The sequence below is a fragment of the Rhodopila sp. genome (assembly GCF_965277165.1).
Lineage (GTDB): Bacteria > Pseudomonadota > Alphaproteobacteria > Acetobacterales > Acetobacteraceae > Rhodopila.
In genome coordinates this window covers 373,000-394,646 of sequence record NZ_CBDICE010000005.1, presented here as the reverse complement: position 1 = coordinate 394,646, position 21,647 = coordinate 373,000, and the positions used below count along the sequence as shown (strand labels likewise).

At 64.7% G+C, this 21,647-nt stretch carries 19 protein-coding genes; 10 read left to right on the top strand and 9 right to left on the bottom strand.

Annotated features, from left to right (window positions below; genetic code table 11):
* Positions 1–162 precede the first annotated feature (162 nt).
* Entirely contained in the window at positions 163–1,047 is an 885-nt protein-coding gene (locus tag ACQY4Y_RS02365; protein ID WP_428488960.1) for an HpcH/HpaI aldolase/citrate lyase family protein, read from the bottom strand.
* 80 nt (positions 1,048–1,127) lie between these two features.
* On the opposite strand from ACQY4Y_RS02365, the gene ACQY4Y_RS02360 reads away from it, so the two are divergent.
* Positions 1,128–2,183 carry a 5-methyltetrahydropteroyltriglutamate--homocysteine methyltransferase gene (locus ACQY4Y_RS02360; protein ID WP_428488959.1) on the top strand — a complete coding sequence of 352 codons (1,056 nt, stop codon included), beginning with the start codon at positions 1,128–1,130 and terminating at the stop codon, positions 2,181–2,183.
* A 40-nt stretch (positions 2,184–2,223) separates the two neighbouring features.
* Here ACQY4Y_RS02360 and ACQY4Y_RS02355 read toward each other — a convergent pair whose 3' ends face one another.
* Positions 2,224–3,021 (bottom strand): phytanoyl-CoA dioxygenase family protein, encoded by a 798-nt coding sequence (locus ACQY4Y_RS02355; protein ID WP_428488958.1) that lies wholly within the window; start codon positions 3,019–3,021, stop codon positions 2,224–2,226.
* 19 nt (positions 3,022–3,040) lie between these two features.
* Entirely contained in the window at positions 3,041–3,736 is a 696-nt protein-coding gene (locus ACQY4Y_RS02350) for a GntR family transcriptional regulator (protein WP_428488957.1), read from the bottom strand.
* 273 nt (positions 3,737–4,009) lie between these two features.
* Here ACQY4Y_RS02350 and ACQY4Y_RS02345 point away from each other — a divergent pair, with 273 nt between their 5' ends.
* Entirely contained in the window at positions 4,010–5,254 is a 1,245-nt protein-coding gene (locus ACQY4Y_RS02345; protein WP_428488956.1) for a branched-chain amino acid ABC transporter substrate-binding protein, read from the top strand.
* 7 nt (positions 5,255–5,261) lie between these two features.
* Here the strand turns inward: ACQY4Y_RS02345 and ACQY4Y_RS02340 are convergent, their stop codons facing one another.
* The 5 genes from ACQY4Y_RS02340 to ACQY4Y_RS02320 are packed head-to-tail and all read right to left on the bottom strand — an operon-like array spanning position 5,262 to position 10,471.
* On the bottom strand, positions 5,262–6,302 hold the full coding sequence (locus ACQY4Y_RS02340) for an ABC transporter ATP-binding protein (protein ID WP_428488955.1): 1,041 nt from the start codon (positions 6,300–6,302) through the stop codon (positions 5,262–5,264).
* Complete coding sequence (locus ACQY4Y_RS02335) at positions 6,302–7,147, bottom strand: ABC transporter permease (RefSeq protein ID WP_428488954.1); 846 nt, start codon at positions 7,145–7,147, stop codon at positions 6,302–6,304. Before ACQY4Y_RS02335 ends, ACQY4Y_RS02340 begins: the two co-directional genes overlap by 1 nt.
* A 1-nt stretch (position 7,148) precedes the next feature.
* On the bottom strand, positions 7,149–8,081 hold the full coding sequence (locus ACQY4Y_RS02330) for an ABC transporter permease (RefSeq protein WP_428488953.1): 933 nt from the start codon (positions 8,079–8,081) through the stop codon (positions 7,149–7,151).
* Positions 8,078–9,160, bottom strand: coding sequence for a pyrimidine utilization protein A (rutA, locus tag ACQY4Y_RS02325; RefSeq protein ID WP_428488952.1), 1,083 nt, complete (start codon positions 9,158–9,160; stop codon positions 8,078–8,080). The genes ACQY4Y_RS02330 and rutA overlap by 4 nt, the downstream gene beginning before the upstream one ends.
* Before the next feature lie 15 nt (positions 9,161–9,175).
* Entirely contained in the window at positions 9,176–10,471 is a 1,296-nt protein-coding gene (locus ACQY4Y_RS02320; protein ID WP_428488951.1) for an ABC transporter substrate-binding protein, read from the bottom strand.
* A 332-nt stretch (positions 10,472–10,803) separates the two neighbouring features.
* Here ACQY4Y_RS02320 and ACQY4Y_RS02315 point away from each other — a divergent pair, with 332 nt between their 5' ends.
* The 8 genes from ACQY4Y_RS02315 to ACQY4Y_RS02280 all read left to right on the top strand — a co-directional run bounded on the left by ACQY4Y_RS02315 (position 10,804) and on the right by ACQY4Y_RS02280 (position 18,598).
* Positions 10,804–11,715, top strand: coding sequence for an SDR family NAD(P)-dependent oxidoreductase (locus tag ACQY4Y_RS02315; protein ID WP_428488950.1), 912 nt, complete (start codon positions 10,804–10,806; stop codon positions 11,713–11,715).
* Positions 11,716–11,924: 209 nt separating this feature from the next.
* A complete protein-coding gene (locus ACQY4Y_RS02310) occupies positions 11,925–13,547 on the top strand; it encodes a thiamine pyrophosphate-binding protein (protein ID WP_428488949.1) in 1,623 nt (540 codons plus the stop codon).
* Between the two features lie 214 nt (positions 13,548–13,761).
* Entirely contained in the window at positions 13,762–14,499 is a 738-nt protein-coding gene (locus ACQY4Y_RS02305; RefSeq protein ID WP_428488948.1) for an APC family permease, read from the top strand.
* 3 nt (positions 14,500–14,502) lie between these two features.
* The gene (locus tag ACQY4Y_RS02300; protein ID WP_428488947.1) at positions 14,503–15,162 is read left to right on the top strand and encodes a hypothetical protein; all 660 of its coding nucleotides are present in this window, start codon (positions 14,503–14,505) and stop codon (positions 15,160–15,162) included.
* A 102-nt stretch (positions 15,163–15,264) separates the two neighbouring features.
* Positions 15,265–16,140 carry an MOSC domain-containing protein gene (locus ACQY4Y_RS02295; RefSeq protein ID WP_428488946.1) on the top strand — a complete coding sequence of 292 codons (876 nt, stop codon included), beginning with the start codon at positions 15,265–15,267 and terminating at the stop codon, positions 16,138–16,140.
* Between the two features lie 6 nt (positions 16,141–16,146).
* A complete protein-coding gene (locus tag ACQY4Y_RS02290; RefSeq protein ID WP_428488945.1) occupies positions 16,147–16,473 on the top strand; it encodes a YnfA family protein in 327 nt (108 codons plus the stop codon).
* Between the two features lie 59 nt (positions 16,474–16,532).
* Positions 16,533–17,720 carry a CaiB/BaiF CoA transferase family protein gene (locus ACQY4Y_RS02285; protein ID WP_428488944.1) on the top strand — a complete coding sequence of 396 codons (1,188 nt, stop codon included), beginning with the start codon at positions 16,533–16,535 and terminating at the stop codon, positions 17,718–17,720.
* A 14-nt stretch (positions 17,721–17,734) separates the two neighbouring features.
* On the top strand, positions 17,735–18,598 hold the full coding sequence (locus ACQY4Y_RS02280) for a TIGR03620 family F420-dependent LLM class oxidoreductase (protein ID WP_428488943.1): 864 nt from the start codon (positions 17,735–17,737) through the stop codon (positions 18,596–18,598).
* Positions 18,599–18,770: 172 nt separating this feature from the next.
* On the opposite strand, the gene gcvP is transcribed toward ACQY4Y_RS02280, so the two are convergent.
* A complete protein-coding gene (gcvP, locus tag ACQY4Y_RS02275; protein WP_428488942.1) occupies positions 18,771–21,647 on the bottom strand; it encodes an aminomethyl-transferring glycine dehydrogenase in 2,877 nt (958 codons plus the stop codon).

The window sequence follows — 21,647 nt, the reverse complement described above, 5'->3', positions numbered from 1 at the left end:
CGGTTTGGCGGGGCTGGCGGTTTGGCGGGGCTGGCGGTTTGGTGAGGCTGACGGTTGGCGGAGCTAGCGGTTTGGTGAGGCTAACGGTATGGCGAGATAACGGTATGGCAGGCTAACGGTTTGGCGGCGCCAACGGTCTGGCGGGGCTAACGGTTGGCCACGCTAGCGGTTTCGGGCGGCTTCGGCGAGGACCTCTTGGGCCAACGGCAGCATGGCGTAATCGACCATCGCTCCCTGGTAGCTGACGGCGCCGAGGCCGGCTTTTTCCGCCGCCTCGAAGGCCCGCAGCAGGCCCTTGAAGTAGGTGACCTCGTCGGCGGTGGGCCGATAGACAGCGTTGGCGACGGCGACGTGGGACGGGTGCATCACGGCGACGCCGGAATAGCCGATGTCGCGGGCCTTGCGGATCAGCCGTTCCACCGCCGCGAGGTCGTCCTGCGGTGTGCCGAAGATACCGGCGATCGGATACATCGCGCCGCCGGCTCGGCTGTCGAGCACCAGTTTTGATGCCAAGTATAGTTGTTCCTCGCCGCCGACGGTGGCTCGGAAGCCGAAGGCGCGGGCGAAGTCGCCGGACACCGGGCCGCTGAGCGCGCCGTGGATGCCGCGCACCCGGGGACTGGCGTTGGCCAGGTGGTAGGCGTGGTACATGCCCTGGGCGGTCTCCGGCAGCGGCAGGATGGCGATGCTGGCGTGGGTGATTCCGGCGCGACCTTCGGCGTAGCTGAGCAGATCGTGCAAGCGGCGGACTTCCTCGGCGGTGGCGACTTTCGGCGGCACGATGGCGGTGAGGCCCTGGGTGACGGCGGCTTCGATCTCGGCCGCGGTGGCATCGTGCAGCGGCTGGATGCGGACGAAGGCGGCGACGCCGGCGTCGCGCAGTTGGTGGATTTCGCTCTTCAGTTGATCCATGGCCTGCGGCTTGAATTGCGGCGGGACAGAGTCCTCGATGTCGAGGATCACGGCGCCGGGGGCCACCCGGATGGCCTTGGCGACCCAATCGCGGCGATGGGCGGGCACGAACAGCGCGGATCGAATCGGCCACATGGGCTCGTCTCCTGGCACGAAGGTTGGAGTTTGCGGCGAGGTGGGGCATGGTGCAATCGTAGCGGTGGAGGTTCCGTTGCATGCCCTATCCCAGTCATTTGGTGCCGACCACAGTCGTTGGCAGCTATCCGCAGCCGGACTGGCTGGTGGATCGCGCGACGCTGCATCAGCACGGGGTGCCCCGCGCGCGTGCCGGCGACATGTGGCGGGTGGCGCCCGAGGGGCTGGAACAGGCGCAGGATGACGCGACGATCCTGGCGATCCGCGACATGGAACGGGCCGGGATCGACATCGTCAGTGACGGCGAGATCAGGCGGGAAAGCTACTCCAATCGCTTTGCGCTGGCGCTGGATGGCATCGACGCCGAGGCGCCGGGTGAGTTGCGGTCCGCCGGCGGTCGGGTGACCAAGGTGCCGCGGGTGGTGGGACCGATCCGCCGCGTGGCGGGGGTGGAAACGCGGGATGCGGCGTTCCTGCGGGCGAACGCGGTGGGGCCGACGAAGCTGACCCTGCCCGGGCCGTTCACGCTGTCGCGGCAGGTGCAGGACGATTTCTATCGCGACGAGGAAGCACTGGCGATGGACTACGCCGTGGCGGTGAATGCGGAGTTGCGGGCGCTGAAGGCCGCAGGGGTCGATGTGGTGCAACTGGACGAGCCGTGGGTGAGGACGGCGCCGGAGCAGGCGGTGCGGTATGGCGTCAAGGCGATCAACCGGGCGCTGGAGGGGATCGAGGGGCCGACGGTGGTGCATCTGTGTTTCGGCTATGCCGCGGTGGTGGCGGAGAAGCCGAGCGGATACGGGTTCCTGGCGGAACTGGGGGATACGATTGCCGGGCAGATCTCGATCGAGGCGGCGCAGCCCCGGCTGGACCTTGGCGTGCTGCGAGAGCTGGCCGGCAAGACGATCCTGCTGGGGGTGCTGGACCTGAACGATCCGAAGATCGAGCCGGTGAAGGTGGTGGCGGACCGGATCAGGGATGGCTTGCGCTATGTCGCGGCCGACAGGCTGGTCGCGGCGCCGGATTGCGGGATGAAGTATCTGCCGCGGCAGACCGCGTTCGGCAAGCTGCGGGCGATGGCGCAGGCGGCGGCGATGGTGCGGCGGGAATTGGCCGGATCGCCCGCCGGTTGCTGACCTCGCCTGGGGCGCGGTGCGACCGACGGGTGGGTTTCGGCTATTCGGCGGCTTGTTTGAAGTCCTCGGCGTAGCGGGTCAGGGCGCCGTCTTCTGTCGGCACGATCGGGGCGAAGTCGGTGTGGGCGATCCACTCCGCGCGGGTCGGCGTGCGGATGTAGTTGGAGACGGCGTTCAGGGTCAGATAGACGATCTTGCGCGGGTAGGGGGTGATGTTTCCGGCGGAGCCGTGCACCAGGTTGCCGTGGAACAGCAGCAGGCCGCCGGGCTTGCCGGTGGGGGCGACGATGCCGCCTTTCGCCACCAGATCGGTGACGGTCTGCTCGTCCAGCGTCCACAGCGGGTAGGACGTGGTGCTGGTGTCGTGTGCGGCGGTGAGCACGCCTTGGGTGTGGCTGCGCGGGACCAGCATCAGCGGGCCGTTGATCGGCATCACCTCGTCGAGGAAGACGGCGATGTTCATGGCGCGGGGTTCGGGCATGCCGTCGTCACGTGCCCAGGTGCCGTAATCCTGGTGCCACTGCCAGACGTCGCCGGTGAACGAGGCTTTGGCGTTGATCTTGTATTGGTGCATGTAGACCGGCTCGCCGAACAGTTGTTCGACCGGGCCGATCATGCGCGGATGGCGGGCGAGCAGCGCGTGTGCCTGGTTGTAGAGATGGGCGGCGAAGGCGGTGCGCGGGGCGCCGGATTTCTCGCGCCAGACTTCCGGACGCTGCTGGCGGTAGATCTGTTCGGCCTCGGATTTGAGGAGGGCGACCTCGGTCGCGGAGAAGGTCTCCGGCAGGAACAGGTAACCTTCGTCGTGGAACTGGCGGGTCTGGGCTTCGGTCAGCATTTGGTTTCCTCCAGCGGATTTATGCGGCTTGGGGTTGCAGTTGTTCGTCGGTGAGGCGAGCGGCGGTGGCGGCGTGGGCCCGAGCGGCAGTTTCGGCTCGCGCTGGGTCGCCGGCCAGGATGTGGTGCAGGATCTCGGCGTGTTCGTGGTGCCAGACCCTGGTGGCGTAGTTCGGTTCGCGCAGCACGGTGGCCATCGAGCGCATCAGGTGGGGCCACCAGGGGGCGGTGATTTCCTCGATCGCCGGATTGGCTGACAGGCGATACACCGCGCGGTGGAAATCAGTGTCGGCGCGGACCAGAATCGGGATGGGGGTGGCGGCGGTGAACTGCATGCCGTCCGCGAGTTGGCGCTGGAGCGCGTCGGTTTCGGCGTTGCTGCTTCGGCCGGCGGTGATTTGGGTAGCGACGGTCTGGGCGGCGAGGCGGGCGGCGAGGCCGTCGATGGCTTCGCGCACCTGATACAACTGCTTCACCCGCAGTGGATCGAGCGGGATGACCCGGAGACCTTGGCGGCCGGCTTCCTCGACCAGGCCTTGGCGTTTCAGCAGATGCAGAGCGTGGCTGACCGGCTGGCGCGACACGCCGAGGCTGTCGGCGAGTTCGGCCTGGCGAATGCGCTGGCTGGGGGCGAGGGTGCCGTCAGCGATCGCCTGCAGGATCTGCTGGTAGGTGCGATCGATCAGGTTATGGGTCGTGGTCAGCGGCTGCAACATGGAATTCGGAATTCCAGATTCGGGATGGAGGTAGGGCGTGACAGACCGGTCGTCAAGTCGGGGCGGTAGCTATTCAGGCATTTAGGATTTCGTGACCAGACGAGGGGCTCCTGCCTGGAAACGAGTTCTACGGTGGCGGTGAAAGTGCTTGAGTGATGGTCGTTGGCGATTACCCTACACCGGCCTTGTCGCGAGTAGTTTGGCACAGGCCTTGCGTAGCGCGGTTTCATACATTTGCCGTGCCGTGCGTCCCCTTATTCGGGAGATGGTTCCATGGATTCTTCGCGTCGTGCCCTAACCAAGCTGATCGGTTCCGCAACTATCGCGTCGCTCTTCCGCTCTCGTGCCGCGCGATCGGAAACCCGCAGCGTCAGCGTCGGCATCACTTTGCCGCTGACCGGCGCGGGCGCGGAGGACGCGGTGAACATCCTGCACGGCGCTGTGCTTGCGATCGAGGAAGCCAACGCGGCGGGTGGTCCCGGCGGCTATCAAGTGCAGATCGAGACGCTGGACAACGCCACCGCCACCGCCGGGCAGTATGATCCGATGCAGGCGGCGGTGAATGCCCGCAGGCTGGTGATCGACAAGAGCGTGGTCGGCGCGATCGGCCCGATGAACAGCGGCAGTGGAAAAGCCATGGCGGCGATCCTCAGCCAGTCCGATCTGGCGACGGTGACGCCGAGTTCGACCAATCCCGACCTGACCGATCCGAAATACGCCGCGCAATATCGGCCAGGCGGAAAGGCGATCTACTTTCGCACCGTGACCACGGACTCGTACCAGGGTCCGAACATGGCGAACTTCATGGCGCAGCAACTGAAGGTCAAATCGGTCTTCGTGCTGGACGACAGCGGCGCCTACGGGGTCGGCATCGCCGATGCCTTCCAGGCCCGGGCGGCGAAGATCGGGATCAACGTGCTTGGCCGCGACCGGGTCGATCCGTTGGCGGCTGACTACAGGTCGGTGCTGACCAAGGTGCGCGGGCTGGATGCGCAGGCACTGTATTGCGGTTCCAGCGCGCTGGCCGGAATCAAGCTGGTCAAGCAGTCGTACGAGATCGTGCCGAACATGATCAAGGCGGGCGGCGACGGCTTGCACCAGGTGTCTGTGCTGGGCGGCGCCGGCTTTCCCGCGGCGGAGGGCTGGTACACGACGATCGCCGCGCCCCACATGCTGGACGACAATGTGGTGCAGCCCTGGATGGATCGTTACTACAAGCGCTGGGGCACACGGCCGGCGGATTATTCAATCACTGCCTATGACGCGGCGCAGGTTGTGCTGGCGGCGATAGCGGCGGTGGCGAAAACCAATCAGCCGGTGACCCGGGCGGCGGTGCGTGACGCGATCCAGTCCGGTCGGGTGAAAACGCTACAGGGAGACTTGGCCTTCGATGCGAACGGTGACTTGGAGTCGCACGTCGTCAGTGTGTTCCAGGTGAAGTTCGACCCGAGTTATCCGCCGACGGATGTTGTGCACCAGTTCAAATACGTCGGCGCGGCGCCGGCGGACGCGAGTTGAACGGCCGTTACGATTCGATCAACGCATGGGTGTCCTGCTCGGACAACGCGTGGGTGGTGTCCTGTTCGGACAACGCGTGGGTGTCCTGTTCGGACCATACCAGGGTCGCCGGGTCGCCGGGTTCGGCGGGCTTGCGGTAGAAGGTCTGGTCGGGGACCAGGGCGGACACCTCGTCGCCGGCCTCGGTCATCAGTGCCACCCGGACCATTGAGCCCTGGTATTCGACGGCGGTGATCTGGCCGTTGATATGCGGTCCGTCCTGGGGGCTGCCGAGGCGGCAGCGGTCGGCGCGCACGGCGACCGGACCCTGGTTCGAACGAAGCACGTTGTGGCTGCCGATGAAGCGGGCGATGAACGGGCTGAGGGGCCGCTCGAACACGTCGCGCGGGGGGGCGGATTGGCGGATGTGGCCGTTTTCCATCACCACCATGAGGTCGGCGAGCGCCATGGCCTCATCCTGGCTGTGGGTGACGTGAATGAAGGTGATGGCGAGTTCGCGCTGCAGGCGCTTGAGTTCCTCGCGCACCTTGACGCGCAGGAAGGGGTCGAGCGCCGACAGGGGTTCGTCGAGCAGCAGCACCCGGGGGCGGTTGATCAGCGCGCGGGCCAGGGCGATGCGCTGTTGCTGACCGCCGGACAATTGCGCGGGCAGGCGGGCGGCGAAGTCGGCCATGTGAACCAAAGCAAGGTACTCCCGCGCCCGGGCGTGGCGTTCCTGCTTGGCGACGCCGCGCATTTTCAGGCTGAAGGCGACGTTGTCGAGGCACGACATGTGCGGGAACAGGGCGTAGCTTTGGAACATCATCGCGGTGCCGCGCTTGATCGGCGGCAGGTCGGAGACGTTCTGGCCGTGGATCAGGATGTCGCCCTCGGTGACCGCCTCATGCCCGGCGATCATGCGCAGCGTGGTGGTCTTGCCGCAACCGCTGGGACCGAGCAGGCAGCAGTAGGTGGCGCGGGGGATGCGGAGCGAGATGGTATCGACGGCCAGGGTTGGGCCGTAGCGCTTGGTCACCGATACCAGTTCGACATCGAAACGCGTATCCATTATCCGACCTTTGCCAATGTGCGGCCGCGCCGACGCTGCAGCCGCAGCACGACCAGCAGCGAGACGGTGATCGCCAGGAACGAGACAGCGGTGGTCAGTGTGCCGATGGCGAACAGTGTGGGTGAGGTGTCAGACGAGATCAGCGCGTAGATCTCCAGCGGCAGGGTGTTCTTCGGCCCGATGGTCAGCGTGGTGCGGGCGTATTCGTCATAGGACAGGGTAAAGGCGGCCATGGCGACGCCGATGATGCCGGGCAGCAGGATGGGGATGGTGATGTGGCGCAATCGCTGCCAGGCGTTTGCGCCGAGATCGGTGGCGGCTTCCTCCCACGATCGGTTGAAGCGGTTGACCACGGCGAACATGGCAAACAGGCCGAACGGCAGGGTCCAGGTCAGTTGGGCGCCGAGCGCGGAGGTGAACAGGCTGGGTTGGAGACCGAGGAACTGGAAGCCGAGGCCGATGCCGAAGCCGACCAGCAGGCTGGGCATCACCAGGCTGGCGACGGCGAGGTAGAACAGCGCGCCCGATCCGGGGAACCGGCGGCGGAAGCCAAGGCCGGCGGCGACCGAGATGATGACGGTCAGCACGCTGACCACGGCGCCGAGGGCGATCGAGCGTTCGAACGCCACCGGCAGGTTGGCCATCTGGCCTTTCTGGAACACCTCGCGGAACCAGACCAGCGAGGTGCCGACCATCGGGAAGGTGACACCGCCGTTCGGACCCTGGAACGACAGCACGTAGATGACGAACATCGGTCCGTAGAGAAACAGCAGGAAGGCACCGAACAGGGTTGCCAGGGCGTAGAAGGTCCAGGGGCGTTTGTCGCTGATGCGGCCGGCCGGCATGCTATTTCACCAATTCCTTGCGGACGTCGACGACCTTCATCATGGCGGCGACCAGGATGGCGACGAAGACGACCAGCACCATGGCGTTGGCCGATGCCGGCGGATACTGCATCGCCTGGATTTCGGTGGACAGCATCGAGACGATGGAGGCGCTTTGGCCGCCGCTCATTTGGCGGACAACGAAATAGTCGCCCATCACCTGAGTGAACACCAGGATCGAGCCCAGGGTGATGCCGGTTTTCGACAGCGGGATGACGATGTCGACCATGGTGCGCCATCGGCTGGCGCCGGCGTCGACCGCGGCCTCGAGCAGCGCGGGGTCGATTTTCGACAGCGAATTGGCGATCGGGCCAACCATCAGCAAAGTAAACAGGTGGACGTAGGTGACGATGACGGCAAAGTCGGAGAACAGCAGGAAGGTCAGCGGATGTGATGTGAGGCCGAGGCCCATCAGAAGCTGGTTGAAGGCACCGTTTCGGCCAAGGAATGGGATCCAGGCGATGGTGCGGATGATGCCGGAGGTCCAGAACGGGACGGCGCAGAGCAGGAACAACACGGTGCGGGTGATGTTGTTCCGGATATGGAAGATAAGGAAGTAGGCGATGTTGAAGCCGAGGAAGAGGGTGATCGCCCAGACGATGAAGGCGAAGCGGAGTGAACTGACGTAAACGCGCCAGGTGGCGGGCGTGGTCAGCAGTTCGCGGTAGTTGTCCAAAAGGAAGGCCGGGTAGATGCCGACGCGGTCGTAGTCGTAGAAGCTAACGATCAGGAACAGCGTGGTCGGCAGGGCGAACAGGACGAACAGGATCAGCGCCAGCGGGCTGACCTGAAGCCACGATACCAGCCACGGTGGCAGCCGGGCGGATCGATGCCGCCTGGACGTCGCGTCGGCGCGGCCGATGGGCAAGACCGAGCTGAGGCCGGCTGTGCTCATGCCGCCTGTTTGATTGCGTTGCGACAGCGCATCAGCGGCATGATACGGGTGCCGAACTGCTCCATGCCGATGACGAAGTCGTCAAAGGTCATCATCACGCCGCGAACACCGGGGACTTCGGCCAGTTCGTCGAGCATTCGGGCAACCGATGCGTAGGACCCGACCAGCACGCCCTGGTTGGTCGGCAACTTGTCGGTGCCCATGATGCGGCGTCGGTTGGGCTGGGCATAGATGTCGGTGCTTGGGTCGTCCTGTGCCTGCTCGTCGCGATAGGCGAGTGCCTCGAGGTCGGTTCCGGCTTTGTAGTGGTTCCATTTTGCGTCGGCGGCGGCATCGGTTTCGTCGGCAATGATCATGATCAGGATAAGCGCGCCACAGTCGCGGCCGGTCTGCTTGTTGGCCTCGACCAGGCGGGCGACGCTGGGTGCGACGGAGGTGGGGGCGTTGTGGCCGAACGCGGCGCAGAAGTTGTAGTCGGCGTATTGCGCGGCGAACTTTGTTCCGGCGTCGCTTTGTGCGGCGCAGATGATCGGGATTCTGGCGGTTGGCGTGGGCAGGCAGCGGCAATCGTCCATCTGGAAGAAGTCACCGCGGAAATCGGAACGGCCGTCTTGCCACAGCTGGTTCATCACGGTGACATATTCGGCGCAATACTCGTAGCGGCGTTTGTAGTGTTCGGCGCCCGGCCAGATCCCCATCTGGGTGTATTCACGGCGTTGCCAACCGGAGATGATGTTCACGCCGAACCGGCCGTGCGAGATGCTGTCGATGGTGACCGCCATGCGAGCGGCGATCGGTGGCGGCATGGTGAGCACGGCGCAGGTGGCGAACAGTTTAATCCGGCTGGTGGTGGCGGCGAGGCCGGCCATCAGAGTGAACGATTCCAGGTTGTAGTCCCAGAATCCCGACGGGCCGCCGAAGCCGTGCAGCTTGATCATCGACAGCGCGAAGTCGAAACCGAACTGCTCGGCCTTGTCGACGATGGTCTTATTCAGATCGTAGCTGGGTTTGTATTGCGGCGAGGTGGTGGAGATCAGCCAGCCGTTGTTGCCGATCGGAATGAAGACGCCTAGCTGCATGGCAGGGGTTCCAGTTCAGGAGGTGATGAATTCGTTCCACCGGCGGGTCAGATAGCGATCCTGATCCATCACCGAGTTCCACACCGCGATGTTGCCCAGTCGTTCCCACATGGAACCGCCGTCACGCACCTTGCCGGCCTTTTCCATGACCTTGCCGAACGGGCTGAGGATGTCGGTCTGGGCCGGTTTGCCGTCGAACCAGTAGGCCGCCTCGGCCGGGGTGAGGAATTTTCGCGCGTTGTCGGGTTGGGCCGAGTAGTAGCCTTCGCGGGCGATGAACGAGCCTTCGAAGCCGCTGGTGTACCAGTTCATGTATTCGTGGAAGCAGTCGAGTTTCAGGCCGTCGACGTGCTTCATGACACCGAGCGAGTAACCCCAGCCGCGATAGCCTTCCTTGAGCGGCTGGAAGGTGCAGGGGATGCCACGGGAGCGAACGGCGGCGACGGCGGGGGACCACATAGATTGGATCACCACCTCGCCCGAGGCCATCAAATTCACCGACTGGTCGAACGACGTCCAGAACGAACGGAACTGGCCACCCTGTTTGATGTCCAACATGATCTTGATGGTCTTGTCGATCTCATCCTTGGTCATGTTCCCCTTGTCGCGGTATTTGATGTCGCCGCGCGCTTCCAGTGCCATGGCGACGTCGATCACACCGATCGCGGGGTTGTCCTGGATGGCGGCCTTGCCCTTGAAGTCCGGCGCCAACAGGTCGGCCCAGCTATCGACCTTGCGGTGGATCAGGTCGGGGCGGATGCCCAGCGTGTCGCCGTTGGTGACGGTGGGGATGACGGTCAGCCATTCGGTCTGCGGGCCGCCGGTTGCCTTGTTGCCGGTGGCGTCGGTGGCATACAGCACCGAGGTCGGGGTGATGCCCTGCTGTGGCAGTTTACGACCATCGGGATACTCGCCCTTGGTGAAGAGCGGCATGGTCTGGTCCATATACTTGAATTTCGCCACCGGGATGGTCTGCAACACGTTCCGCCCGATCAAGTAGCGCATGTAGACGATGCTGACATCGGCGCAGTCGATCGCGTTGGAGCTGGACAGAAAACGGTTCAGCAGGTCGGCGTTCTCGGCTGCCTGCATCTGGATGGTGAAGCCGAGGTCCTTGGAGGCCTGCGCGGCGATGGCCGGGATGGCGGTGACTGGCGGTCCGACGTGACGCAGGACGATGTTCTTGACGTTCTGTGCCCAGATGGTCGGGAAGCCGGTGAGGGTGCCCGATCCGGCGACCGCGCCGGCGCTGGACAGCAGGGTCCGGCGGGACAGGCTCTGCCGCGGTGGCTTGGCGGTGGCGAAGGTCATGATCGGGGTGTTCCTTGCGCCGGTTCCGGGGTCAGGATTGGCTCATTGTGCAGAGCAGCCTAGAGCGAACCGACAATCGCTGCAATGCAGCATGGGGCGAAATGCTCGCAAAATTTGCTTAACCCGTCGGTGCCGCGTCTAATCGAACAATTACTAGGCAATTAATGCCCAGAATGAGATCAATTGCTGCGATGAGTTGCGATTTGCTGTTGCGATGCATCTGAGTGTCGGCTTGTCAGTCAGACGGTCGACTTGCTTTGTCCCCGGCCGGAGGATGACAGGGGTCGCGCTCTGTCGCATGGTGTCCCGGTCGATTTTGAAGGAGGAAACCAATGGGAATGCTTGACGGCAAGGTCGCGGTGGTGACGGGCGCCGGAGGCGGCATCGGACGGGCAACCGCGATCGCACTGGCGGCGAACGGCGCCAAGGTTGTGGTGAACGACGTCGGTGCCACGGTGACCGGCGAGGGCCAGGATGTCGGTCCGGCGCAGCGTGTGGTGGCCGAGATCGAGCAGGCCAACGGCAAAGGCCGGGCGGTGGCGAACGGCGGCAGCGTGGCGAGTTGGGACGATGCCCAGCGGATGGTGCAGGATGCGATCGATCATTTCGGTCGCATCGATATCGTGGTGAACAACGCCGGCATCCTGCGCGACCGCATGTTCCACTATATGTCGATTGAGGAATGGGACGCGGTGATCAAGGTGCACCTCTATGGTGCGTTCTATGTCTCGCGCGCGGCGATCCCGCATTTCCGCAAGCAGGAGAGCGGGTGCTATACCCATATCACCTCGACATCGGGTCTGATCGGCAGCGTGGGGCAGGTGAATTATGGTGCCGCCAAGCTGGGCATCGCCGGATTGTCGCGCAACATTGCCATGGATATGCAACGGTATCATGTGCGCTCGAACTGCATCGGGCCGCACGCCTTCAGCCGGATGATCGAGACCGTGCCGGGGCAGACCGAGGAGCAACTTCAGGCGCGCGCGGCAAAAACCCGGCCGGACCACATCGCACAGTTGATCGCGTTTCTTGGCACTGACGCCGCGTCGGGGGTGTCGGGGCAGATCTTCGGGGTGCGGGGCAACGAGGTGTACCTGTACAATCAGCCGCGGCCGATCCGGATCATGGCGCGCCCGGATGGCTGGACGCCGGAGAAGCTGGCGGAGCATTGGCTGCCGGCGGTGACGAACAGCTTCACTCCGTTGGAGCGGACGCGGGATGTGTACCCGTGGGATCCGGTCTAGTATCGCGCATCAGTGAAGCGTTATGCGTCGCGCTTTATTTGAGTATTTGATCTACACGCCGAATCGCGGGCGCTCCGCGTCTCGCGCTTCTCTGCGATCGGATATTAGGTCGCGGGTCGATGGCCGGGTTTTGCCCGTCCACCGACGGCGGGCTACGGCTGTGACACCGCCGGTTTGACCGCGCCGCAATTCGCAAGGATCACTACTTGATGGCATCCAGACTTCGCGGCGCCGATATTGTCGTGCGGACGCTTGAGCGCGCCGGCCACAGCCACATTTTCACGCTGTCCGGTAACCACATCATGTCGCTGTTTGACGCCGCCATCGAAACCAGGCTGTCGCTCTTGCATGTCCGGCATGAGGCGGCGGCGGTACACATGGCCGATGCGTATGGACGTCTGACAGGACGTCCGGGGATCGCCTGGGCAACCGGCGGTCCGGGTCATGCCAATGCGGTGGGGGCGCTGTTCACCGCGCTGGGGCAGGAGACCCCGATGGTGCTGCTGTCCGGGCACACCGAGACCGATCAGCTTGGCCATGGCGGTTTTCAAGAGCTGCGCCAAGTGGATATGGCTGCTCCGGTCTGCAAGGCGGCGTGGCTGGCGAGCGATACCGCGACGGTGGGGGTGGAGGTGGCGCGGGCGCTGCGGCTGGCGCGTTCGGGGCGGCCGGGGCCGGTGCATCTGAGCTTGCCTTCGGATGTGCTGGACGCCTCAGTGGCGGAGGATGCGGTGGTGTGGCCCGACGCGGCCGATTTCGCCGCGCCGGCGCTGCCGCTGGACGACGCGGCGGCGGACGCGGTGCTGGCGCTGTTGGCGGCGGCGAAGCGGCCGCTGGTGATCGGTGCGCCGGTGCTGGCAACTCGTTCCGGGCGTGACTTGTTGCGCCGGATCGAGCGGGCGCTGGGGGTTCCGGCCTGTCTCAGCGAGGGGCCGCGCGGGTTTAACGACGCCAGCCTGGGAGCTTACGCCAAGGTGGCCGAGCAGGCCGATCTGGTGGTGCTGCTGGGGAAGGCGCTGGATTTCACCTTGAAGTTCGGCGGGTTGCCGTTCGTGCCGGATTGCCGGTTCATCGCCATCGATCCGGATGGCATGATTCTGCAACGAGCGGCTCGGGGTCGCGGTCTGGCGTTCGGCTGCGTGGCGGATACCTATCCGGCCGGTGAAGCGTTGATCGCCAGGGCACGGGCGCGGAGCGATGCGGGTTGGCTGGCAGAGGCTCGGTCGTGCTTCGACGATCGGCCGGCGGAATGGGTGCACCTGGTGTCGAAAACCCAGGGAATGCTGCATCCGGCGCAGGTGTTCGCAAGCCTGCAGCGTTATCTCGATGGCGATCCGGACAGCGTGCTGATCTGCGACGGTGGCGAGTTCGCGCAGTGGGGCCAGGCCATGCTGCGCAACGACCGGCGTATGATCAACGGGGTGGCTGGATCCATCGGTTCGTCGCTGCCGATGGCCGTGGCCGCACGCGTGGTGGAGCGTCGGGCGCCGGTGTTCGCGGTGATGGGCGACGGCACGTTCGGGTTCCACATGGCGGAGATCGAGACGGCTGTGCGCCTCGACCTGCCGCTCGTTGCCGTCGTCGGGACCGACCGGCGGTGGAACGCCGAGCACAACTTGCAGGTGCGGGACTATGGGCCGAACCGAGCGCACGGATGTGAGCTGAACGCGACGCGGTACGATCTGGTGGCGACGGCGCTGGGAGGGCATGGCGAACTGGTGACCGCCGCCGGCGACATGTCGGCCGCGATCGAGCGATCGTTGGCAAGCGGCAAGCCAGCGGTGATAAACGTGATGATCGAGAGCATCGCCTCACCGGTGGTTAGGCGTTAGCGCGAGGCGTCCTGGGTTTTGTAGCCGGTTCGCATGTTAAGCCGGGTCGGCGAATGCGCCGGACTTGTTTTTATATCGAACCGATAATAGATGCCCATCATTCTGCGTGTCTGAATGGGCATGAAGATTGCATGACGCTGCGCCATACGGCCAGGCGAAAACGCTGGCGCCTAATCCAAAGCGTTTGCGTAACGTCAAGCTGAAGGTTCTGGTCATGTCGCAGGGCACTTTAAGGAACAACTGCCTGGGTTTCATTGAATTGCTGGCTCAAGGCATCGCGCTGATTTCGCCGACAATGACCGCTGCGTTGATCATTCCTGTGATGTATGGAAACACCGGTGACTGGAGTTGGCTGTCATACGCACTCGGCACGGTGATGCTGTTGTTCGTGGCGCTGAACCTCAATCAATTTGCCCGCCGCTCGACCTCGGCGGGTTCGATGTATGCTTACATTTGTCGTGGGCTTGGCTTTACCGTGGGGGCGATCGGTGGCTGGTCGCTGATATGGGCATATCTCGGGATTTCGATGGCGGGCGTCGCCGGGTTCTCGATCTTCGCTGAAAAGCTGTTCGAGATGGCTGGCATCCATGTGCCGCTGTTGGCGCTGGCCGCCGCCTGCGTGCTGGTGGCATGGTTCTGCGCCTGGAAAGACGTCAAGGTGTCGGCGGTGCTGATGCTGGCGATGGAAGGAATTTCCATGACGCTGATCCTTTTGTTGTGCGTCATCAGCTTGTGGCAACATAGCTTCGCGATCGACCACGTGCAGTTCGATACCACGAACTTGCCGCTCTCAGGGCTTGGGCTTGGAGTGGTGGTGGCGATCTTCAGTCTGGTGGGTTTCGAGTGTGCCACGGCGTTCGGTGATGAGGCGCGCGATCCGCTGCGGACCATTCCACGCGCGGTGATCCTCAGCCTGGTGATCTCGGGTGCGTTCTTCGTATTTGTGACCTAGGTGATGGTGCAGGCGACGCATGGGGCGAAGCCGCCGCTCGATCAGATGGACGCGCCGCTCAACGCAATGGCCGCGATGGTGCATGTGCCGCTGCTGCAGATCCCGCTGTCACTGGGGGCGATGGTGAGTTTCTTCGCGTTGTGCCTGTCCTGCATCAATGCCGGTGGCCGGTTGATCTTCGCGATGGGACGCCACGGCCTGTTCCATCCGGCGACTGCTGGCGCGCACGACGTGAACGCAACGCCGCATATCGCTGTCTCGGTGATGGGGGTGATCGCCTTCGTGGTGCCGGCGCTGGGCCTGCTGTGGGGTCTGGCACCACTGGATATCTTCAACTATGTCGGCACATTCGCCGCGTTCGGCTTTCTTGTGCCGTATATCCTGATCACCCTTGCCGCACCCGCCTATCTGGCGAAGCTGTCGCAACGTCGTCCGCTGGACGTGGTGATCTGCGTGGCGTCGCTGGCACTGCTGGTCATCCCGACCGTCGGCAGCGTCTATCCGGTACCAGCCGCGCCGGTTGTGTATTTCCCCTATATTTTCCTGATCTACCTGGTGGCGGGCATCAGTTGGATCCTGAGCGTGCGGCGGCGCAAGCCGGAGGCCTTGGCTGAGATCCAGCAGGATCTTGATCTGGCTCACGCGCGCCACCAGGTCGCCTAATATGGCGCATCGTTGAAGCGCGATACGTCGGTTTTGGTTTGAAGTCGCCGATTCGCGCGCCTTGGACGTTTCCGCCCACCGCGATCATGCCCTGAGGCCTGAATGAACATTCGTGTCGCCGCGTTGTGGCGTTACCCGGTCAAGGGACTGCGGGGTCAACCGGTGCCGGCGATCGAGGTCGAACGCTGCGGGTTCGCGGGCGATCGGCGCTGGATGGTGGTGGACCCAGACGGTCGCTTCATCTCGCAGAGAGAATTGCCGGTGATGGCGACGATTTCCGCCGAGCTGGTTGAGGATGGTCTGGTTCTGCGGACCCAAAGCGACGTGGGGATGTTTGTCGCGCAACCGTCGGCAATTGACTCCGAATCGATATCAGTCACCGTGTGGCGCAGCACGGTGACTGCCATCCGGGCGCATCGCGTGGCGACAGACTGGCTGCAAACGGTGCTGGGTCGGTCATGCCAGTTGGTGTATCTGGCGAATGAAGATGCCCGGCCGGTGGACCCGGAGTATGGACAGCCGGACGATCGCGTCAGCTTTGCGGACGGGTTTCCGGTGCTGCTAACGTCGATGGGTTCACTCGCAGACCTTAACCGCCATTTGGCGATACCGGTGCCAATGAACCGCTTCCGGCCCAACCTGGTGATCGAGCATGCCGGCGCCTGGGTCGAGGATGGCTGGCGCCGAGTGCGGGTGGGAGACGTTGCGTTTCGGCTGCCAAAGTCATGCAGTCGCTGTGTGGTGACCAGCGTTGACCAACAGAGCGGGGAAAGACCAAATCCACACGAGCCACTGCACACGCTGGGGACCTTTCGCCGGTCATCGGGTGGGGTGATGTTCGGGCAGAACATGATCCCCGAGAGTTTTGCCCGCATCGCGGTCGGCGATGTGGTGACTGCCCGCATCGCGGTAGGCGATGTGGTGACCGTGCTGGAAACCGGGACGCCGAATGTGCCCCCCGGCGAGATCGTGGTCTAGTGCAGGATGGTGGCATTTCTTGTCTATCTTGCGGCGGCGCTGGCCGAAATCGCCGGCTGCTTCGCTTTTTGGGCGTGGTTGCGTCTGGGGCGGCCGGCTTGGCTGATCGTGCCCGGGGTTGCCTCTTTGGTGGTGTTTGCCTGTCTGCTCACCTTGATCGACACCGATGCGGCGGGCCGAGCCTACGCCGCGTATGGTGGGATCTACATCCTGATGTCGCTGGTCTGGCTGTGGATGGTCGAGGGTCATCGTCCGGACCGTTGGGACCTGGTTGGTGTGACGGTCTGTCTGGCCGGTAGCGCGCTGATCCTATTCGCACCGCGCGAGGGCTAGATTGACGTGAAACTTCGAAGCTCGCAGGCTCCGGCGGAACACAATCGAAGGGAGCCACGATGTCACGTCCATTCGAGGGCATCCGCATCATCGACATCACCCATGTCCTAGCCGGCCCGTTCGCCGCCTATCAGCTTGGGCTGATGGGCGCCGACGTGATCAAGGTGGAGCATCCCGACGAGCCCGATCAGAGTCGTGATTCGGGCACCGACAACGATTTGAATCATGCCGGGATGGGGACCGGATTCCTCACTCAGGGGTCCAACAAGCGCGCCATCACGCTGAACCTGAAAACCGAGCCGGGGCGGGAGATCCTGAAACGGCTGGTGGCGACGGCGGATGTGCTGGTGGAGAACTATCGGCCGGGGGCGTTCGAGGCGTTGGGGCTGGGTTACGAGGACCTGCGCGGGATCAATCCAAAACTGATCTATGCGTCGTTCTCGGCGTTCGGACAGGATGGACCGAAGCGCCAGCGCACCGCCTATGACCATGTCATCCAGTCGACCTCGGGCATCATGGCGATGACCGGCACGCCGGAGGTCAATCCGATCAAGATCGGTGCTCCGGCGATCGATTACGCGACCGGGACGATGGGTGCCTATGCACTGTCAGCGGCTTTGTTCCAGCGCCAGCGCACCGGGCAGGGGCAGCGGATCGACATGGCGATGCTGGATGTCGCGATGATGCTGATGGCGAGCCATGTCACCGGCTATCTGCGCAACGGCAAGCATCCGCGGCCGTCGGGCAACCGTATGCCGCACGCGACCTCAATGGCGTACCAGACGGCCGACGGCCTGGTGATGCTGGGGGCGTCAAATCTGCGGCAGCAGAAACGGCTGTGGACGGTGCTGGAACGGCCGGAATTGATCAAGCGCAGCAACGACGAACGCGACGCCGATCATCAGCGCGAGGCTTCGGTCCTGGCCGAGATCATGCTGGCGCGGACGGCCGCCGATTGGGAGGAGTACCTGCAGCAGCGGCACGTACCGGCGTCTCGGGTTCGGACGATGGGGGAGGCGCTGCAGGACCCGCAACTGGCGTCGCGTGGTCTGCTGCATCGGGTGGACGCCGCGCCGGGAATCGAGGGTTCGTTCAGCGTGCCGGTCGCGGCGTTCAAATTCGGTCATGATGGGCCGCGAGTGGACCGGCCGCCGCCGATGTTCGGTCAGCACAATGACGAGGTGCTGGGCGAGCTTGGCTACAGCGCGGCCGAAATCTTCGGATTTCGTTCGGCGCGGATCATCTGAATGGGAAGTTGCATATGAAACTGGGGCGGCTTGGGGTTTGGTATTCCCCGGACAAGCATGCCGGCGCGCAGCAGATCGCCGCGTTTGTCAAGACGGTCGAGCAACACGGCTATGATACGCTTTGGTATCCCGAATCGCGCGGCTACGAGTCGTTCACGGTGGCCGGCTATATGCTGTCGCGGAGCGAGAGGTTGAAGATTGGCAGTTCGATCGCGTCGATCTATGCGCGCGATGCGTTCACTTCGCAGCGTGGGATGATCAGTCTGAACCAGTTGTATGGGGACCGTTTCATCCTCGGGCTGGGGGTCAGCCATGTGCCGATGGTCGAAGGTGTCCGCGGGCATGTGTATCAGAAGCCGGTGCCGGCGATGCGGTCGTACCTGGAGGCGATCAAGAAGGGCGAGGCGGGTGCTGACGATTTCCCGATCTGTATCGCTGCGCTGGGGCCGCTGATGCTGAAGCTGGCCGGGCGGATGACACGCGGCGCGGTGCCATATAATACCACCCCAAAACATACAGCCGAGGCGGCGAAAATCCTGGGTCCCGACAGGTGGCTGGCGATCGAGCAGAAGGTGACGATCGAGACCGACCCGATCAGGGCGCGGGCGTTGGGCAGGGAGGAGCTTTCGCGCTACCTGGTGCTCGACAACTACCGTAATTCCTGGCTGGGCATGGGCTTCACCGAGGCTGATCTGTCGAACGGCGGATCGGACGCGTTCATTGATGCGATGGTGCTTTGGGGCAGCGCGGAGCAGGTCAAATCCGGGCTGCGCGCGCATTTCGCTGCCGGGGCGACGCACGTGGCGATCCAGCCGGTGCATCGGGCTGGCGATATTTCGGGGCGGGACGCGATACTTGTGGCGTTGGCGGATACCTGAGCGGCGGGCGCAACGCGGCGACGGTCTATCTGAAGCAAGGCGACACTTGGACCGTAACTGTGCTGACCGGAGACGCCGACCTGGCGATGCCCGAGGTCAACGCCCGGATACCGCTTTCGGCGATCTACGCCGACGTCGAACTTCCTTCGGCTGACATCGTGGAAGGCTGACCCTACTCCGCAGCGGCGGCATAGGCCTGAAGCGGGGCACAGGTGCAAATCAGGTTGCGGTCGCCATAGACGTTGTCGACGCGCTTGACCGGCGGCCAGTATTTTGACGCGACGAGCCACGGCAACGGAAAGGCAGCCTGGGTCCGCGTATAGGCGTGTGTCCAGACCTCCGCCATGACTTCGGCGGCGGTGTGGGGCGCGTGTTTCAATGGGTTATCGGCACGATCGAGCTTGCCGGCGGCGATGGCTGCGATCTCGGCCCGGATCGCGATCATGGCGTCGCAGAAACGGTCGATCTCGGCTTTCGACTCGCTTTCGGTGGGCTCGATCATCAACGTGCCGGCGACCGGCCAGGACATGGTCGGGGCATGGAAGCCATAATCCTGAAGGCGCTTGGCGATGTCCTCGACCTGGATGGAGGCCTCAGCGGCGAAGCCGCGGCAGTCGATGATGCATTCATGCGCCACCATGCCGTCGGGGCCGGCATAGAGGATCGGATAGGCGCCGCGCAGACGGCCGGCGATGTAGTTGGCCGACAGGATGGCGACCTCGGTGGCCCGCTTGAGCCCGGCCGGTCCCATCATGCGGATGTAGGCGTAGGCGATCGGCAGGATGAGCGCGCTGCCGAACGGGGCGGCGGAGACCGGGCCGATGCCGGTTGCCGGGCCGGCGTCGTCGCGCAAGGGGTGATTCGGCAGCAGGCCGGCGAGATGTGCGGCCACTCCGATCGGGCCGACGCCTGGGCCGCCGCCGCCGTGCGGGATACAGAACGTCTTGTGCAGGTTAAGATGGCAGACATCGGCGCCGATCGAGGCGGGCGAAGTCAGTCCGACCTGCGCATTCATGTTGGCGCCGTCCATGTAGACCTGGCCGCCGTGTTGGTGGATCGCGGCGCAGATGTCGCGGATGCCGGCCTCGAACACGCCGTGGGTCGATGGGTAGGTGATCATCAGCGCCGCCAGCCGGTCGGCGTGTTTCGCCGCCTTGGCGCGCAGGTCCGACAGATCGACGTTGCCGTCGCGATCGCAGCCGACGACGACCACTTGCATTCCGGCCATCGCGGCGCTGGCGGGGTTGGTGCCGTGCGCCGAGGATGGGATCAGGCAGACGTTGCGATGGCCCTGATCGCGCGACTGGTGCCAGGCGCGGATCACCAGCAACCCGGCGTACTCGCCTTGCGAGCCGGCGTTGGGCTGCAGCGAGACCGCTGCGAAGCCGGTGGCGGCGCAGAGCCAGGATTCCAGGCGGCGGATCAGGGTCAGATAGCCGGTGGTCTGGTCGGGCGGCGCGAACGGATGGATGTCGGCGAAGCCGGGCAGCGTGACGGCGATCATCTCGGCCGTGGCGTTCAGTTTCATGGTGCAGGAGCCTAGCGGAATCATGCTGCGGTTCAGCGCTATGTCCTTGTCTTCCAGGCGTTTGAGGTAGCGCAGCATCTCGTGTTCGGCGTGGTGCTGGCTGAACACCGATTGTCCCAGGAAGTCGGTGCCGCGCAGCACCATCGGCGGAATCGCGGCGACGGCGCCCCCAAGGTCGGCTCCGAGCAGCCGGGCGAGGGCGAGGAGGTCGTCGCGCGTGACGGTTTCATCCAGTGCGATGGCGACGCCGGTGTCGTCAACGCGGCGCAGGTTATAGCCGGCGGCGGCGGCGCGGGTGATCAGGTCGTCGGTGGTCTCGATGACGATGGTATCGAAGAACGCGTCGTGGCGCAGACGCAGTCCGGCTCGGATCGCCGCGTCGGCCAGCATGCGCGCCTGCAAGGAGACCCGGCGGGCGATTCGGCGCAGGCCGTCCGGGCCGTGCCAGACGGCGTAGAAGCCGGCGATGACCGCCAGCAGGACCTGCGCGGTGCAGATGTTGGAGGTGGCTTTCTCGCGCCTGATGTGCTGCTCGCGGGTTTGTAGCGCCAGGCGCATGGCGGGGTGGCCGGCGGCGTCGAGCGAGACGCCGACGAGGCGTCCCGGCATGGTGCGCTTGAAGTTCTCCCGAGTGGCGAAGAAGCCGGCGTGCGGGCCGCCGAAGCCGACCGGGACGCCGAAACGCTGCGCCGAACCGACCACGATGTCGGCGCCCATCTCGCCCGGCGGGGTCAACAGGGCGAGGGCGAGCGGATCGGTGGCGACGATGGCCAGCGCACCGGCTGCCTGCGCGGCGGCGATTTCTTCCGACAGGTCGCGCAGGGCACCGCTGGTTCCGGGATATTGCAGCAGCAGCGCGAACGGATGGACGGCGCCGGTCGCGGCGATGTCTCCGGGTGCGACCGAATGCAGTTTGATGCCGAGCGGCCGGGCTCGGGTGGCGAGTACGGCGAGGGTCTGGGGGTGCACGTCGGTGGCGACGGCGATCACGTTGGATCGGGTTTTGCCGAGGGCGTGGGCCATCGCCATCGCCTCGGACGCGGCGGTGGCCTCATCCAGCAGTGAGGCGTTGGCGATCTGCATGCCGGTGAGTTCGCAGATCATTGTCTGAAAGTTCAGCAGGGCTTCCAGGCGCCCCTGGGCGATTTCGGCCTGATAGGGGGTGTAGGCGGTGTACCAGCCGGGGTTTTCCAGCACGTTGCGCAGGATGACTGGGGGCGTGACGGTGCCGTGGTAGCCCATTCCCAGCAGGCTCTTGGTGGTGGCGTTCTGCCCGGCCAGGTCCCGGAGTTCGGCGATCGTGGCGGCTTCGTCGATCGCCGCCGGCAGGTCCAGGGCGGCGTTGGAGCGGATCGAGGCGGGCACCGTCTTGCCGGCGACATCGTCCAGCGTAGCGGCGCCGATGCGGTGTAGCATGGCGGTGAGTTCGGTCTCGGACGGTCCAATGTGGCGGCGGACGAAGCCGTCGTTGTCCTCGAGCAGTGCCAGTTCGGCCGCGGCGTCCAGGCTGGGGAGATCCAT